This is a genomic window from Xanthomonas sp. WHRI 8932A, from assembly GCF_035012785.1.
Taxonomy (GTDB): Bacteria; Pseudomonadota; Gammaproteobacteria; order Xanthomonadales; family Xanthomonadaceae; genus Xanthomonas.
The window spans coordinates 313,975-329,703 of record NZ_JAYGQQ010000003.1 but is presented as its reverse complement, the minus strand read 5'-3'; the positions used below and the strand labels follow the sequence as shown (position 1 = coordinate 329,703).

At 65.1% G+C, this 15,729-nt stretch carries 11 protein-coding genes; 2 read left to right on the top strand and 9 right to left on the bottom strand.

Features of this window, described 5'->3' with window-relative positions:
- Positions 1-33: 33 nt before the first annotated feature.
- Positions 34-2,559 carry a penicillin-binding protein 1A gene (locus VC212_RS06530; protein WP_115560172.1) on the top strand — a complete coding sequence of 842 codons (2,526 nt, stop codon included), beginning with the start codon at positions 34-36 and terminating at the stop codon, positions 2,557-2,559.
- A gap of 492 nt (positions 2,560-3,051) precedes the next feature.
- Complete coding sequence (locus VC212_RS06525) at positions 3,052-3,699, top strand: hypothetical protein (RefSeq protein WP_115528801.1); 648 nt, start codon at positions 3,052-3,054, stop codon at positions 3,697-3,699.
- Positions 3,700-3,867: 168 nt separating this feature from the next.
- Here the strand turns inward: VC212_RS06525 and VC212_RS06520 are convergent, their stop codons facing one another.
- The 9 genes from VC212_RS06520 to VC212_RS06480 all read right to left on the bottom strand — a co-directional run bounded on the left by VC212_RS06520 (position 3,868) and on the right by VC212_RS06480 (position 15,715).
- On the bottom strand, positions 3,868-5,157 hold the full coding sequence (locus VC212_RS06520) for a citrate synthase (RefSeq protein WP_039409911.1): 1,290 nt from the start codon (positions 5,155-5,157) through the stop codon (positions 3,868-3,870).
- A gap of 229 nt (positions 5,158-5,386) precedes the next feature.
- Positions 5,387-5,629: a type B 50S ribosomal protein L31 gene (locus VC212_RS06515; protein ID WP_010364531.1), complete on the bottom strand. Its 243-nt coding sequence runs from the start codon at positions 5,627-5,629 to the stop codon at positions 5,387-5,389.
- 71 nt (positions 5,630-5,700) lie between these two features.
- Positions 5,701-6,639 (bottom strand): nucleoside hydrolase, encoded by a 939-nt coding sequence (locus VC212_RS06510; RefSeq protein ID WP_115513765.1) that lies wholly within the window; start codon positions 6,637-6,639, stop codon positions 5,701-5,703.
- Between the two features lie 146 nt (positions 6,640-6,785).
- Positions 6,786-8,930: an ATP-dependent DNA helicase RecG gene (gene recG / locus VC212_RS06505; protein WP_323514642.1), complete on the bottom strand. Its 2,145-nt coding sequence runs from the start codon at positions 8,928-8,930 to the stop codon at positions 6,786-6,788.
- A gap of 39 nt (positions 8,931-8,969) precedes the next feature.
- Positions 8,970-9,350: a RidA family protein gene (locus VC212_RS06500; RefSeq protein ID WP_022972872.1), complete on the bottom strand. Its 381-nt coding sequence runs from the start codon at positions 9,348-9,350 to the stop codon at positions 8,970-8,972.
- A gap of 685 nt (positions 9,351-10,035) precedes the next feature.
- Complete coding sequence (gene garD / locus VC212_RS06495; RefSeq protein WP_323514643.1) at positions 10,036-11,577, bottom strand: galactarate dehydratase; 1,542 nt, start codon at positions 11,575-11,577, stop codon at positions 10,036-10,038.
- A 35-nt stretch (positions 11,578-11,612) separates the two neighbouring features.
- Positions 11,613-12,884, bottom strand: a complete 1,272-nt coding sequence (locus VC212_RS06490; RefSeq protein WP_055848634.1) for an OprD family porin — start codon at positions 12,882-12,884, stop codon at positions 11,613-11,615.
- Positions 12,885-12,960: 76 nt separating this feature from the next.
- Positions 12,961-14,316 carry a glucarate dehydratase gene (gene gudD, locus VC212_RS06485; RefSeq protein ID WP_323514644.1) on the bottom strand — a complete coding sequence of 452 codons (1,356 nt, stop codon included), beginning with the start codon at positions 14,314-14,316 and terminating at the stop codon, positions 12,961-12,963.
- Between the two features lie 19 nt (positions 14,317-14,335).
- Entirely contained in the window at positions 14,336-15,715 is a 1,380-nt protein-coding gene (locus VC212_RS06480; RefSeq protein WP_115513770.1) for an MFS transporter, read from the bottom strand.
- Positions 15,716-15,729 lie beyond the last annotated feature (14 nt).

Sequence of the window (15,729 nt, the reverse complement as noted above, 5' to 3'; positions counted from 1 at the left end):
GCGCCAGGCAATGACCTCGCGAACGTGACCCCAGTGCTGTCTTCTGCGATCCCCAGAGTTCGGCCCCAGCCAAACTCGGCGTCATCTATACTCTGTGGCCAAGAAATCTGCAATCGGAATCTCTCTTACATGCCCCGTATTCGCCGTTGGCTGGGCTGGATCCTGGCCACGCTCGTTGTGCTCGCACTGCTCGGCGCTATTGCTGCCGGCGGCCTGTATTACGCCATTTCTTCGAAGTTGCCGGACGTGCAGTCGCTCAAGCAGGTCGAGCTGCAGGAGCCGATGTACGTCTATTCCAGCGACGGCCGGCTGATGGCCGTCTATGGCGAGACCCGGCGCTACCCGATCCAGATGAAGGACGTGCCGCTGCGCTTGAAGCAGGCCTTCCTGGCGACCGAGGACGCGCGCTTCTACGAACACGGGGGCGTGGACTACAAGGGCATCGCCCGCGCGGTGTGGCTGCTGGCCAGCACCGACGCCAAGCGCGTGCCGGGCGGCTCGACCATCACTCAGCAGGTGGCGCGGCAGTTCTTCCTCAGTTCCGAATATAGCTACACCCGCAAGCTGGCCGAGATCCTGCTGGCGCGCAAGATCGAGAGCGAGCTGAGCAAGGACGAGATCTTCGAGCTGTATCTCAACAAGAGCTTCTTCGGCAACCGCGCCTATGGCGTCGGTGCCGCCGCCGAGTACTACTACGGCAAGAAGATGAGCGAGTTGAGCCTGGACGAGATGGCGTCGCTGGCCGGCATCCCCAAGTTCCCGTCCAGCGGCAACCCGATCAGCAACCCCGAGCGCGCGCGCGAACGCCGCGACTACTACGTGCTGCAGCGCATGGCCGACCTGGGCTTCGTGACCCAGGCAGAGTCCGACGCCGCCAAGGCGGTGCCGATGCACGCCAAGCCGCACGAGCCGCCTGTCGAGGTGTACGCCCCGTATGTGGCCGAGCTGGTGCGCCAGGAGATGATCGCCAAGTACGGCGGCGATGTGCTCAACAAGGGTTACCACGTCACCACCACCATCGATTCCACCTTGCAGACCGGTGCCGATGCTGCGATCAGCGAAGGCCTGCGACTGTACGACCACCGCCACGGCTGGCACGGTGTGGAGCAGCATTTCGATGTTGCCGCCGATGCGGATGCGCCGGCATTGGCCAAGCATCTGTCGGGCGTGTTTACTCAGGGTGGCCTGCGCGCAGTGATCGTGGCGCGCACCAATGCCGACGGCGGCGTCACCGTCGTGCAGAGCGACAAGACCGAGCTGACCCTGCCGGCCAGCGCCAGCCGCTGGACCAACAAGACTCCGGCCAAGTTGCTGACGCGCGGCGACCTGACCCGCATCCGTGCCGGCGAGAAGGACGGCGAATGGATCATCGACCAGCTGCCGCGCGGCCAGGCGGCGCTGGTGTCGCTGGATGCCAACAGCGGCGCACTGCGCGCCCTGGTCGGCGGCTTCAGCTTTGCCGGCAACAAGTTCAATCGCGCCACCCAGGCGCGGCGCCAGCCAGGTTCCAGCTTCAAGCCGTTCGTGTATGCCTCGGCGTTCGAGAAGGGCTTCAACCCGGCCTCGATCGTGCTGGATGCGCCGGTGGTGTTCCGCGATCGTCGCGGCAAGACCTGGTCGCCGCAGAACGACGGCGGCGGCTTCCGCGGCCCGATGCGGCTGCGCGAAGCGCTGGTGCAATCGCGCAATCTGGTATCGGTGCGCCTGCTGGATGCGATCGGCGTCGATTTTGCACGTAAATACATCAGCCAGTTCGGTTTCCAGGAAGCCGAGTTGCCGCCCAACCTGTCGATGTCGCTGGGCACCGCGTCGCTGACGCCGCTGTCGGTGGCGCGCGGCTACGCAGTGTTCGCCAATGGTGGATCGCGCGTGGACACCTGGATCGTGGATGAGGTGAAAGACCGCGACGGCAATGTGGTGTTCAAGGAAGTGCCCGCGGTGGCCTGCCGCACCTGCGCGTTGCAGGGCGGCACCGCCGCGCCGGTGAGCCAGGTAGTGGACGGGTTCAACTTCGGCGCCCAGGCGCCGGCCACGCCGCCCGCGGCTCCGGCTGCCGATGCAGCACCGACGCCAGCAGAAACCGCGCCAGCGGCAATCGCCGAAACCAAGATCGCGCCGCGCGCCATCGATGCGCGCACCGCTTACCAGCTGGTGTCGATGATGCGCGACGTAGTCCAGCGTGGCACCGGCACGGCGGCCAAAGTGCTGGGACGCGAAGACGTGGGCGGCAAGACCGGCTCGACCAACGATCACCGCGATGCCTGGTTCTCCGGCTTCGGCGGCCCGTACGCCACCACCGTGTGGGTGGGCCGCGACGACTTCCGTTCGTTGGGCTATCGCGAGTACGGCGGCAAGGCCGCACTGCCGATCTGGATCGACTACATGCGCGTGGCATTGAAGGACAAGCCGATCGCCGCCAACGACCCGCCCGAGGGCATGACCCAGGCCACCATCAATGGTGCGGTTGAATGGGTGAAGAACGAGGATCTGGATCGTCTGCAGGATTACGACTACGGCCTGCAGGAACAGCAGGACGAGAAGGCTTTCGATATCTTCTGACGGCCGGAATCGGGAATCGTGAGTGGGGAATCGTGACGGCGTGGCTGTCCGGTTCCCCATTTTTTTGGGCGCGCTTTTTGGCAACTGCACGAGTCACCCTTGGGTGGCGCTGGAGCCGGGCGCGACGCGCTGCTTACTGACCAGCCCTGGCTGGGCGGACATAGCCGGCGACGCGACTCTCTGTCCCTTGCTACGCACCAGCCCGGTCGCCAACGCACTGCCCGGACCGACCTTTTGCGCGAGCCGGCAAGCCCAGCAGCTGTTCGACCACGCACCATCGCGACTCGCTGCTGACCTGGTTGCCGGCGGGGCAGCGCCTGCATCTCACCGGTTGATGCGCTCCTCCCGAAGCTGCGGCCGTGCCCTCCGACACGCAAAGTATCGGCATCGCGCTCCTACGCGATCGCTTCCTCGAAGTGGCCGGGAAGCATTCGCCACGTTTTCATGCGGCTGTTGTAGAGTCGAACTCAGGTTCATCAGGGGAGCCCGGTCATGCATCACGCACGCCAACACGCCGATACGCGCACCCGAGAACGCCGTCATCGGCTCGCCCACGAGGCCGCCAGATTGATGGCAGAAGGTGGTATCCGCGATTTCCACCAGGCCAAGCTCAAGGCTGCCAGCCGGCTCGGCATCCATGACGACGCATCGCTGCCGCGCAATCGCGAGATCGAAGACGCACTGCGCGAATACCAGCGCCTGTTCGCCGGGCCAGACCACGCAGCGCGGTTGCGTCAACGCCGCGAAGCCGCCTTGCGTGCGCTGGATTTTCTCCGCCCATTCCAGCCGCGGCTGACCGGTCCGGTCCTGGATGGCACCGCCGATGCGAACGCCCCGGTACAACTGCAGCTGCACAGCGACGACCCGGACGCGGTGCAGCGGTTTCTGGAAGAACACCGCGTCCCTGCCGAAGCGCGCACGCGCCGTCTGCGACTGGACCGCGAGCGTAACGGCGACTTCCCGGTCTGGCTGTTCAGTGCCGAGGAACTGACCTTCGACCTGACCGTGCTGCCCTACGACGCCCTGCGCCAGGCGCCGCTGTCGCAGCTGGACGAAAAACCGATGCCACGCGCCTCGGCTGCGCAGCTGCGGCAGTTGCTTGCCGAACAGGAGAGTGTCGCCTACCAGCAGCGGGACTGAGCGCACGCACTCCATTGCTGAGCGCGCCATCAGCACTCACCCGGCGACTGCGCTACGTTTTACCAGCCACTCTTGGCAAGCGTGCCCTGCTCCACTAAACGCACCAGGCCACAACGAAAACGCCCCGCAAGTGCGGGGCGTTCGTTTACGCAGACGACTTTGAGCCGATTAACGCTTGGCGCTGTCGGTGTAGTCGCGCTTGTCATAGCCGGTGTAGATCTGGCGCGGACGGCCGATCTTCATTTCCGGGTCGACCTGCTGCTCCAGCCAATGCGACACCCAACCAGCGGTGCGCGCGATGGCAAACATCACGGTGAACATTTCCACCGGGATATTGAGCGCCTTGTAGATCAGGCCCGAATAGAAGTCGACGTTCGGATACAGCTTACGCTGCACGAAGTAATCGTCCTTCAGCGCGGCTTCTTCCAGCTTCAACGCCACTTCCAGCAGCGGATCGTTGACGCCCAGCTCGCCCAGCACCTTGTGGGTCATCTCGCGGATGATCTTGGCGCGCGGATCGAAGTTCTTGTAGACGCGGTGACCGAAGCCCATCAGACGGAACGAGGAGTTCTTGTCCTTGGCCTTGGCCACGGCCGACTCGACGTTATCGGCAGTGCCGATCTCTTCGAGCATCTTCAGCACCGCTTCGTTGGCGCCGCCGTGTGCCGGGCCCCACAGTGCGGTGATGCCGGCAGCGACCGACGCGTACGGATTGGCACCGGTCGAACCGACCAGACGCACGGTCGAGGTCGAGGCATTCTGCTCGTGATCGGCGTGCAGAATGAACAGCAGGTCCAGCGCCTTGGCGACAACCGGGTTGATCTCCAGCGGCTCGCTCGGCACTTCGAACATCATGTGCAGGAAGCGGTCGACGTAGTTCAGGTTGTTGCGCGGATAGCGGATCGGCCAGCCGATCGAGTAACGATACGCCGCAGCCGCCAGGGTCGGCACCTTGGCGATCAGACGGATGGCGGCCTGACGGCGCTGCTCCGGATCGTTGAGGTCCAGGGTGTCGTGGTAGAACGCCGACAGCGAGGCGACCGAACCGGCCAGCATGGCCATCGGGTGCGCATCGTGGCGGAAACCGCCGAGGAAGTTCTTCAGCGACTCATGCATCATCGTGTGATGCGTCACTTCGTGGTCGAACTTCTTGAATTCGTCCGCCGTGGGCAGTTCGCCGTTCATCAGCAGGTACGAAACTTCCAGGAAGCTGGACTTCTCGGCGAGCTGTTCGATCGGATAGCCGCGGTACAACAACACGCCGTTGTCGCCATCGATATAGGTGATGGCCGACTTGCAACTGGCGGTGGCGGTAAAGCCCGAGTCGTAGGTGAACAGACCGGTTTCTTTGGTCAGCTTGGAAATATCGACGCAATCATTGCCCAACGTGGGCTTGAGAACCGGCAGAACAACCGACTTGTCGCCGGCGTTGAGCGTGACCTGATCAAGATCGGACACTGTGTACGCTCCTTCAGTGGAAGGCGCCTGATCCCACATGGGCAGGCACGTGATGGAAGTCCAAGGCATCGCCTCGGATCACGTCATTATCGCACAGCAGCATTTTGGCCGTCGCTTGGACAGAAGTCGTAGACGCACCTGTCGGGACCACGCAAACGAAGCGCCCACGCCCCAAAAAACAACGGCCGCGCAATGCGCGGCCGTTGTCGGTACAGCCCGTCCTGCAAGTTCAGCGCGCGTAGCGCTTCTGGAACTTGTCGATACGGCCGCCGGTGTCGATCACCTTGTGCTTGCCTGTATAGAACGGGTGCGACGCGGAGGAAATTTCCACCTTGATCAGCGGATATTCCTGGCCGTCTTCCCACTTCACGGTCTCTTTCGAGCCCATGGTGGAACGGGTCAGAATCTTGAAATCGGACGTCACGTCGTGAAAGACGACGTCTTTGTAGTTGGGATGCACGTTATCTTTCATGGACTTGGCGCCGGGCTGCCTGGATAAGCCGGTCATTATAGCGGTCTCCACTCGCCCGGCGCAAGTTGGCCCTAGCCGGCCGCCAATGCCGCCCCGACCAGGCCATAGAACCGCTGGCGGTCGTACTCCAGCAGCAGGTTGGCATTGTCGGGCGCGCCACCCTGCCGGTTCCAGTCCACCAGGGTCATGCCGCGGGTGTGCGTGCCGGACAATTCGATATGCACCGGGCGCTGCTCCAGACGCTGGGCGCCTTCCGGGTGCAGCGCGAACGCCATCGCCAGTGCGTCGGCGGCGTACCAGTACTCGCCACGGCTATCTTCGGACCACAGGCGGGTCTTGCGCGAGATTTCTTCGTAGAAGCGGGCGCGGGCGCTATCGGCGGCCAGCCATTGTTCGACATCGCGATGCAGCAGGCCGTGCGCGATGGTGGCTTCCCAGTCGGCCACGTCGAAGTGCGGGAAGCCACGGAACACGATGTGCGCGGCCTCCGGGTCGAAGCCGATATTGAATTCAGCGGCAGGCGTGATGTTGCCGTGCCCGGTCAATGCTCCGCCCATCACCACCAGCCGGCCAACGCGCTGCGGCAGAGTCGGGTCCAGGGTCAGCGCCAGGGCCAGATTGGTCAGCGGGCCCAGGGCGACCAGCAACAGCTCGCCCGCGTAGTCGTGCGACAGGCGCAGGATGGCGAGTGCGGCATGCTCGGCCTCGGCGCTGCGCTTGGCCGCCGGCAGGCCGACATCGCCGAAGCCATCGATGCCATGCACGTGTGCCGCATCGACCGAGGGGTGCAACAGCGGCTGCGGGCAGCCGGCGTACACCGGCACATCCGCGCGGCCGGCGATCTCGCAGACCTTCAAGGCGTTGCGCACGGTGTGCTCCAGCCCCACGTTGCCGGCCGCGATGGTCAGGCCAACCACCTCGTGACGGGTGTCGTTGAAGGCCATCAGCAGCGCCAGCGCGTCATCCACGCCCGGGTCGGTGTCGATCAGCAGCGGTATCTTTTTTGTCATGGGAGTCGGGATTGGGCATTCGGGATTCGTTGCAGCATCTTCGCAAGGATCGGCCGGTCACGCGAACGCCCAGGATGTACAGGCGGCGGCAGCCCTTGCTTTTACGATTCCCGATTCCCGATTCCCGATTCCCCACTCCCCGCCACTCAAGCGGCGGCATACCGCACTGCGCTGCCGATCCAGCGCGCGACGACACGGTCGGCAATCTCCGGCGCTTCGGCCAGCAACCGCTCGGCCAGCACCTGCACGCGCGGCAGCAGCCCGGCATCGCGCGCCAGGTCGGCGATGCGGAAGCTGGCCAGACCGGTCTGCCGGGTACCGAGCAATTCGCCGGGACCGCGTAATTCCAGATCCTTTTCTGCAATCACAAACCCATCGTTGGTCTGGCGCATGGTTTCCAGGCGTTGGCGCGCCATCATCGACAGCGGCGCCTGATACAGCAGCACGCAACTGGACGCTGCGGCGCCGCGGCCGACGCGGCCACGCAGCTGATGCAGCTGCGCCAAGCCAAGACGCTCGGCGTTTTCGATGATCATCAGCGAGGCGTTGGGCACGTCCACGCCGACTTCGATCACCGTGGTGGCGACCAGCAGATCGCTGCGGCGCTGCTTGAAATCGAGCATGGCCTTCTGTTTTTCGGCGGGCTTCATGCGGCCATGCACGAGCGCGACGCGCACGCCGGGCAACTGCGCCGACAAGGCCTCGAAGGTGACCTCGGCGGCCTGCGCTTCGATGCGCGGCGGGCCAGCCGGTGCGGCCTTGCCGGGGTCTTCGCTTTCTTCGATGAGCGTGCACACCCAATACGCCTGCCGCCCTTCGGCGCAGGCGGCGCGGATGCGTTCGACCAGATCGGGGCGCCGTTCTGCGCTCAGGACAATGGTCTGCACCGGCGTGCGGCCGGGTGGCAACTCGTCGATGGCCGACACGTCCAGATCGGCGTAGGTCGACATCGCCAGGGTGCGCGGGATCGGCGTGGCGGTCATCACCAGTTGGTGCGGCACGCTGCCGGCAGCCGCGCCCTTGTCGCGCAGCGCCAGACGCTGATGCACGCCGAAGCGGTGCTGCTCGTCGATGATGGCGAGCGCCAGGTCGTGGAAGACCACCGCTTCCTGCATCAAGGCATGCGTGCCGACCACCACCTGGGCCTGGCCGGAGGCGACCTCTGCCATCGCTGCAGCGCGCGCCTTGCCGGTGACCTTGCCGGCCAGCCAGACGATGCGCACACCTAGCGGCTCGAGCCAGCCGCGCAGGTTGGTGAGATGTTGCTCGGCCAGCAGTTCGGTAGGCGCGGCCAGTGCGACCTGCTTGCCCTGCTCCACCGCCAGCATCGCCGCCAGGGCCGCGACCACAGTCTTGCCGCTGCCGACATCGCCCTGCACCAGCCGCAGCATCGGCGAGGGCTGCCCCAGGTCGTGCGCGATCTGTTCGAACACGCGTTGCTGCGCACCGGTGAGCTGGAACGGCAATGCGGCGCGCAAGCGCTGCACCAGCGTGCCGTTGCCGGGCAACACGGGCGCATGAAACCGCTGCAGGGCGATACGTTGGCGACGCAGGCTGAGTTGGTGCGCAAGCAGTTCTTCGAGCGCCAGCCGCTGTTGTGCCGGGTGCCCGCCGGCGAGCAGCTGCTGCGGGTCGGTGTTCACCGGTGGGCGGTGCATGGTCAGTAAGGCAGTGCGCAGCGAAGGCAGGTGTTCGTCCTGCAGCCAATGCGGCGGCAGCAACTCCAGTGCGGCTTCTGGCGGCAACCGCTCGAGCGCCTGGCCGATGAATTTGCGCAGCGTGGCCGGGCCGACGCCTTCGAGCACCGGATAGACCGGGTCCAGGCAGTCGCCCAGTTGTGCGTCTTCATCCGCCGCGAGCACGCGGTAACTGGGATGGACAATTTCCCAACCGTTCTGGCCGGGCTTGGGCGTGCCGAACACGCGCACGCGCGTGCCGACCGCAAACTGCGCGACCTGCGCGGCGCGAAAATGGAAGAAGCGCAGCACCACGCTGCCGTGCGAGGCGTCCGAGATTGCAACGCGCAGCACCGGACGGAAGCGGAAGCCGCGCTCCACCGCATCCACGCGTCCTTCGATCTGCGCCGGCACGCCGCTTTGCAACTGCGCGATCGTGGTCAGCCGGGTGCGGTCTTCGTACCGCAGCGGCAGATGCAGCCACAGGTCCTGCACGCTCAGGATGCCGCGCGCGGCGAACTTGTCGGCCACTTTCGGGCCGACGCCGGGCAGGCTGGACAGCGGAGCCTGGCCGGCGACGGCCAGGCTCGGCGTGGCGACGCGCGCGCGCGGCACGGCGGGTCGGATCAGTCGCGCCGGATCACTCGAGCACCATCACTCAAGCACCATCACCGCATCGACTTCGAAACCGGCGCCCTTCGGCAGGCCGGAGACTTCGATGGTGGAACGCGCCGGGAACGGGGCCTGGAAGTAGTCCTGCATCACTGCATTGACGGCGGCGAACTGGCCCAGGTCGGTGAGATACAGACCCAGACGCACGATCTTGTCGAGCGAGCCACCGGCGGCTTCGGCCACGGCCTTGAGGTTGTCGAACGCGCGGCGCGCCTGCGCACCAATGTCGCCCGGCACGATCTCGCCAGTGGCCGGATCCAGCGGGATCTGCCCGGAGAAATACACGGTGTTGCCGGCGCGCACTGCCTGCGAGTAAGGGCCGATGGCGGCAGGCGCCTGGTCGGTATGGATGATCTGGGACATGGCGACTCCGTCAACACTGAAAACGAACGCGCATTGTATCGGCGCATGCCGTTGACGGGCGAATGGGAGGATCTGCGGTGACGGCGCGCGGGCGGTGGCTGGTAGCGTAGCGGCGGGTTACGTGGTGGGTTGGGTATCTTGCGGTGATGGTGGATGCTTGTTTTCGCCTACGCGCGATGGTTTAGGTGCGGCTGTCCGTGTGCGTTGTTGGCGGCTGCGTGAGAGAGCACAAGGCTGCGCACGTACCCTCATCCGCCCCTGCGGGGCACCTTCTCCTGGCGGGAGAAGGGAACGGTGAGCCCTCACCCGCCACGAGGGCATCTTCTGCCGATTGGAGAGGGGAAGTGGCGAGCCCCTTTGCTGCTGGAAAAGCTAGCCCCTCTCCTGCGGGAGAGGGGTTGGGGTGAGGGTCCGGGCGAAGCCACGTCACGTGACTGGCGCCATGGCGCGGCAAGCGCTGCGTCGCCGCGATGCTCCAGGGATGCGAGAGATGGCGCGCAGTCGTCACGACGCGCGGATGCGCTCACGACACCGAGGACGCGTAGCCCCACACCGTCCACACCGACTCTGCACAGTCCACACCGACTTAGAAAAACCGACCACACCTGCGCGGCGGCGGAACAGTCGCGCCAAGAGGTGTGTCGTGCCGCCGCCCGGGAACGCAGAGACGCGCAAACCAGCAGGATTAGGTAATCGGCGCCGGATTGAACAAGGCCAGATCGTTATGCAGGCGGTGATGCTCGGTCCAGGTGCGCTGGCCGCTGGCTACATCCAGATAGCGCTGGAACAACTCCCAGCCCAATTGCTCCAGCGTCTTGGCGCCGGTCGCCACGCCGCCGGCGTCGATGTCCATCAGGTCGGACCAGCGCTGCGCCAGTTCGCTGCGGGTGGCGACCTTGATCACCGGCACCATGCCCAGGCCGTACGGCGTGCCGCGCCCGGTGGTGAAGACATGCAGATTCATGCCGGCCGCCACCTGCAACGTACCGCAAACGAAATCGCTGGCCGGGGTGGCGCAGTACTGCAGCCCACGTCCTTTGACGCGCTCGCCGGGCGGCACCACGCCATTGATCGGCGAGGCGCCGGATTTGGCGATCGAGCCCATTGCCTTTTCGACGATATTGGCCAGCCCGCCCTTCTTGTTGCCGGGCGTGGTGTTGGCGCTGCGGTCGGCCTGGCCGCGCGCCAGGTAGGCGTCGTACCAGGCCATTTCGCGCACCAGCGCCTTGGCCACGTCGGCAGTGGCGGCGCGCGGCACCAGCAGGTGGATGCCGTCGCGCACTTCGGTATTTTCCGAGAACATCACCGTGGCACCGGCGCGCACCAACAGGTCGGCAGCCACGCCCAGACCCGGGTTGGCGGTGACGCCGGAAAACGCATCGCTGCCGCCGCATTGCATGCCCACCACCAGTTCGCTGGCCGGCACGGTTTCGCGCCGACGCAGGTCCAGATGGCGTAGACGCTCTTCGGCCATGTCCATGATCGAGGCCACCATGTCGGCAAACCCCAGGCTGGCTTCCTGCAGGCGGTAGACGGCGCTGTCGTCGGCGCTGGCATCGTCCGGCAGCAGGCGCTCGGGTGCGAGTTTTTCGCAGCCCAGGCCCACGATCAGCGCCTGCCCGCCGAAGTTGGGGCTGCGCGCGATGTTGCGCAACGTGCGGATGGGGATGATGGCTTCGGGCGCGGTGATCGCCACGCCGCAACCATAGACGTGATTGACCGCCACCACATCGTCGACATTGGGATACTTGGGCAGCAACTCGGTGCGAATGCGCTCCACCGCGTGACCGAGCACACCCACCACGCACTGCACGCTGGTCATGATGCCCAGGATGTTGCGCGTGCCGACGCTGCCATCGCGGTTGCGATAACCCTGGAAGGTGTAGCCCTCCAAGGGCTCGGGTGCGGGCGCCGCTTGCAGCGACAGATCCAGCGCAGCCAGATCGGGCGCTTCGGGCATGTCCAGCAGGTGTTCGCTCACCCAGGCGCCGCGCGCGATGTCGGCATTGGCGGTGCCGATCACTGCGCCCAGGCGGATCACCGGCGCGCCGGCGGGCAGGTCGAGCAGCGCCATCTTGTGGCCCTGCGGAATGTGCTCGATGGCGGTGAGCCCGTCCGGAAAAGTGGCACCGGCCGGCGCGCCGTCATCGTTGACGACAATGGCGACGTTGTCGCGCGCATGGGCGCGAATGCTGAGCCAACGAGTGGGTTGCTGGGTTGCGGACATCGTGGGGCTACCTTGCAAAACGGGGATGGAGTGCATTACCGGTCGGGGCTGTCGAACTGACGGCGGTACTGCAGGATCAAGCGGTTTTCATCGACATTGCGCTGGTAATTGGAGCGGAAGGTGCCGTTGAACCAGATGACGCTCACATGCTTGAAGCGCTCGCTCTGGAATTGATAGGTAGTCAAGACATCCCGGGCCCATTCGCGGCCTTCGCCGGCATAGGTTGCCGGCTGTGCATGGTCGCCGCTGATGTAGCGCGCCATGACGCTGAGCCCGGGGATGCCAATGCTCTTGCCATCGATGCTGTAACGCAGCTGCCAGCTGCGCTCGCCGCGTTCGAGAAAATCGTTGATGAAGGTCCAGTTGAAGACATTGCCGTCGGTGCCGCCCGGCCATGGCATGGCGCTGGGGCCGGACAGGCGTTGATAGCCGGCGCCGAATTCCTGCCCACCCGTGCGCCAGGACAGCATGCTGCTGAACATGCGGTTGTCGATCGGCCCGGCACGCGATTGACCGATGTCATCGGTGCGGAAATAGCGCAGGTCCACACGCAACTGATCCTTGCCGAATTTATGCGTCTGGATCAGGTTGTAGAGCTGCTGCCGGTAGATGTCTTCCATCACCGCGCCCTGATAGCGCAGCTGCGTGCCGGGTGCAACGCTGTAGGTAGCCGAGACCAGATTCAACGCATCCGAATCCGGCGTGCCCAGAAAGCGACGGTTCTTGTTGGTCAAGGTGATCGGCACACGCGAGTCGCCGTCGCGGTACCAGGCGCTGGTGAAGCGGGCCAGCAGCAGATCGAGCTTGGGCACGTCCTTGGATTCCAGCGTCACGCCTTGAAACGTCTCCGGCATGATGCGGGTGATGCTGGCGCGTACCAGCGGCTCGTTGGGGATGAAGCTGCCCCACTTCAATTCGGTTTGCGAGGCGCGCAGTTTGAGCGTGGGTGCCACTCGCGTCAGTGCATGTTGCGCGGTGCCGTCGTCGTTATTGGGCAGCAGGCCGGTGCCGCCTTCGGCGCGCACGCCATCGAGCTTCAAATCGCCGATGCCGAGCAGATCCAGCCCTACCCCGATCGGGCCGTGCGTGTAGCCGCTCTTGGCATCCACCACGACGCCCTGCGCCCATTCGGCACGCTTGCCCTGCCCTTCGCCGCTGCGGAAATCGCGGTTGTAATAGAAGTTAAGCGCGGTGACCTCGGCCGTTGCGCCATTCCAGAATCCTGCGTCCGGTTCCTGCGCACGCGCACGTCCGCCCGCACCGACCGCCAGCAGCGCCGCGCTGCCGAGTGCCATTACATGTTTCATCGACCAGCTCTCCACCTGCCAAATCTCTTCGACGCAGCCGCTGCATGCCGTGCATTCGGCTGCAGCCACCGCACGGTTAGCGCACCAGGCACGGGCGCTTGTTGTCGAAGGTCCAGTTGGGAATCAAGGCCTGCATCGCGGCAGCATCATCGCGCGCGCCCAGGCTCAGATTTTGGTAAGTGCGATGCGCCGCTTCCAGCGCATCCATATCGAGTTCGACACCCAAACCGGGCTTTGCCGGCACCTGGATCTGGCCGCCGACGATCTGCAACGGGTGATGGGTCAGGCGTTGGCCGTCCTGCCAGATCCAGTGCGTGTCGATCGCGGTCACCTGCCCCGGTGCTGCGGCGGCCACGTGGGTGAACATCGCCAGCGAAATATCGAAGTGGTTGTTGGAATGCGAGCCCCAGGTCAGGCCCCAGTCGCGGCACAGTTGCGCCACCCGCACCGAGCCTTGCAACGTCCAGAAATGCGGGTCGGCCAGCGGGATATCCACCGACTGCAACTGGATGGCGTGGCCCATCTGCCGCCAGTCGGTGGCGATCATGTTGGTGGCGGTCGGCAAGCCGGTGGCGCGACGGAACTCGGCCATGATCTCGCGGCCGGAATACCCCTCCTGCGCACCGCAAGGGTCTTCGGCATAGGCCATCACGCCGTGCATGTCGCGGCACAGGGCAATGGCCTGATCCAGCGACCACGCGCCATTGGGGTCCAGCGTGATGCGCGCCTGCGGAAAACGTTCGTGCAACGCGACAATGGCCTCGATTTCGTCTTCGCCACGCAATACGCCGCCTTTGAGCTTGAAGTCGCGAAAGCCGTATTTTTCGTAGGCCGCTTCGGCCAGGCGCACGACCGATGCCGGCGTCAAGGCTTCCTGGTCGCGCACCGCCTCCCAGTCATCGCGGGCACCGCCACCGTCGCGATAGTCGAACCCGGTCTTGCGTCGGTCGCCAATGAAAAAGAGGTAGCCCAGCACGTCCACCGCGTCGCGTTGCTGGCCTTCGCCGAGCAGGGCGGCGACCGGTTGATCGAGGAATTGCCCCAGCAGATCCAGCAACGCCGATTCGATGGCGGTCACTGCGTGAATGGTGATGCGCAGATCGAAGGTCTGCAGACCACGTCCGGCGCTGTCGCGGTCGGCAAACGCGGTGCGCACCTGATTGAGGATGCGTTGATACTCGGCGATGGAGCGGTCGCGAATGAGCGGCGCTGCCTCGTGCAGCAAGCCGGCGATGGCCGCGCCGCCAGGCACTTCGCCCACGCCGGTGCGGCCGGACGAATCGCGCAGCACCAGCACATTGCGGGTGAAATACGGCGCGTGCGCGCCACTGAGGTTCAGCAGCATGCTGTCCTGGCCGGCGACCGGCACCACGCGGATGTCGGTGATGCGCGGGGTGGCGCCGATGCTTGCAGGTGCGGTGTGGATATTCATCGAAAGTCTCCGAAGACGGTCACAGCGGTGCGGGCACGGGCATGGACGGGCCGCCGGGCGGCGCCTTGAGCTCCACGCGCTTGATTTCGCCCACCACCACCAGATAGGACACCACCGCCAGCAAGGCATTGAGCCCGACGAACACCAGCGCCCATTCGAAGGTGCCGGTGGTGGACACGATGTAGCCGATCACGATCGGCGTGGTAATGCCGGCGATGTTGCCGAAGGTATTGAACAGGCCACCGGACAGGCCGGCGATTTCCTTGGGCGAGGTGTCGGCAACCACCGCCCAGCCGAGTGCACCGATGCCCTTGCCGAAGAAGGCCAGCGCCATCAGCCCCACCACCATCCATTCGGCCTGCACGTAGTTGCAGCCGATCATCGTCACCGACATCAACATGCCGACCACGATCGGCGTCTTGCGCGAGACGGTGAGCGAATAGCCACGCCGTACCATGCGGTCGGACACATAGCCGCCCAGCACGCCGCCGATAAAGCCGCACACCGCCGGCAACGAGGCCACAAAGCCGGCTTCCAGGATCGACATGCCGCGTTCCTTGACCAGATACACCGGAAACCAGGTCAGGAAGAAGTACGTCAGCGTGGTGATGCAGTACTGGCCGATGTACACGCCCAGCAACATGCGGTTGCACAACAGCTGTTTGGCGTAATGCCATTGCGTGCCCTTGGGCTGGCTACCGGGCTTGTTGCCCTGCTCCATGTCCACCAGCGCGCCGTTGCGCTGGATGTAGTCCAGCTCCTGCGCGCTCAAGCGCGGATGTTCGCGCGGGGCATAGATGGTCTTGCGCCACACCAGCGCCAGCAACACACCCGCCGCGCCCATCACCAGAAACACGTGTTCCCAGCCCCAGGCATGCACCAGCCAGCCCATCAGCGGCGCGAAGGCCACGGTGGCGAAGTACTGCGCGGAATTGAAGATCGACGCGGCCAGGCCACGCTCGGCGGTAGGGAACCACGCCGCCACGATGCGGCTATTGCCCGGGAAGGACGGCGCTTCGGCAATGCCGACCAGAAAGCGCAGCACGAACAAGGTGGTGACCGCCCAGGTCACCGGCACCCAGTCGATAAAGCCCTGCAAGGCGGTGAACAGCGACCAGATCAGCAGCGACAGGCCGTACACGCGCCGCGAGCCGAAGCGATCGAGCAACCAGCCGCCGGGAATCTGCCCGGCTACATACGCCCAACCGAACGCAGAAAAAATGAAGCCCATCTGCAGCGCGTCGATGCCCAGCGCATCCTGGACCGCGGAACCGGCGATGGACAAGGTGGCGCGATCTGCATAGTTGATCGTGGTCACCACGAACAACATCAGCAAGATCAGATAGCGCCTGCGCGGAACCGTCGTTGAACCGACTGTCTTTGAATCGATAGCCATCATCGTTCCTCACCTAT

Bases quoted from the DNA above. Each gene is read 5' to 3' on its own strand.
- VC212_RS06525 (WP_115528801.1), top strand. From the start codon at position 3,052: ATGCATCACGCACGCCAACACGCCGATACGCGCACCCGAGAACGCCGT.
- VC212_RS06515 (WP_010364531.1), bottom strand. From the start codon at position 5,629: ATGAAAGATAACGTGCATCCCAACTACAAAGACGTCGTCTTTCACGAC.
- VC212_RS06510 (WP_115513765.1), bottom strand. From the start codon at position 6,639: ATGACAAAAAAGATACCGCTGCTGATCGACACCGACCCGGGCGTGGAT.
- VC212_RS06500 (WP_022972872.1), bottom strand. From the start codon at position 9,350: ATGTCCCAGATCATCCATACCGACCAGGCGCCTGCCGCCATCGGCCCT.
- garD (WP_323514643.1), bottom strand. From the start codon at position 11,577: ATGTCCGCAACCCAGCAACCCACTCGTTGGCTCAGCATTCGCGCCCAT.
- VC212_RS06490 (WP_055848634.1), bottom strand. From the start codon at position 12,884: ATGAAACATGTAATGGCACTCGGCAGCGCGGCGCTGCTGGCGGTCGGT.
- gudD (WP_323514644.1), bottom strand. From the start codon at position 14,316: ATGAATATCCACACCGCACCTGCAAGCATCGGCGCCACCCCGCGCATC.
- VC212_RS06480 (WP_115513770.1), bottom strand. From the start codon at position 15,715: ATGATGGCTATCGATTCAAAGACAGTCGGTTCAACGACGGTTCCGCGC.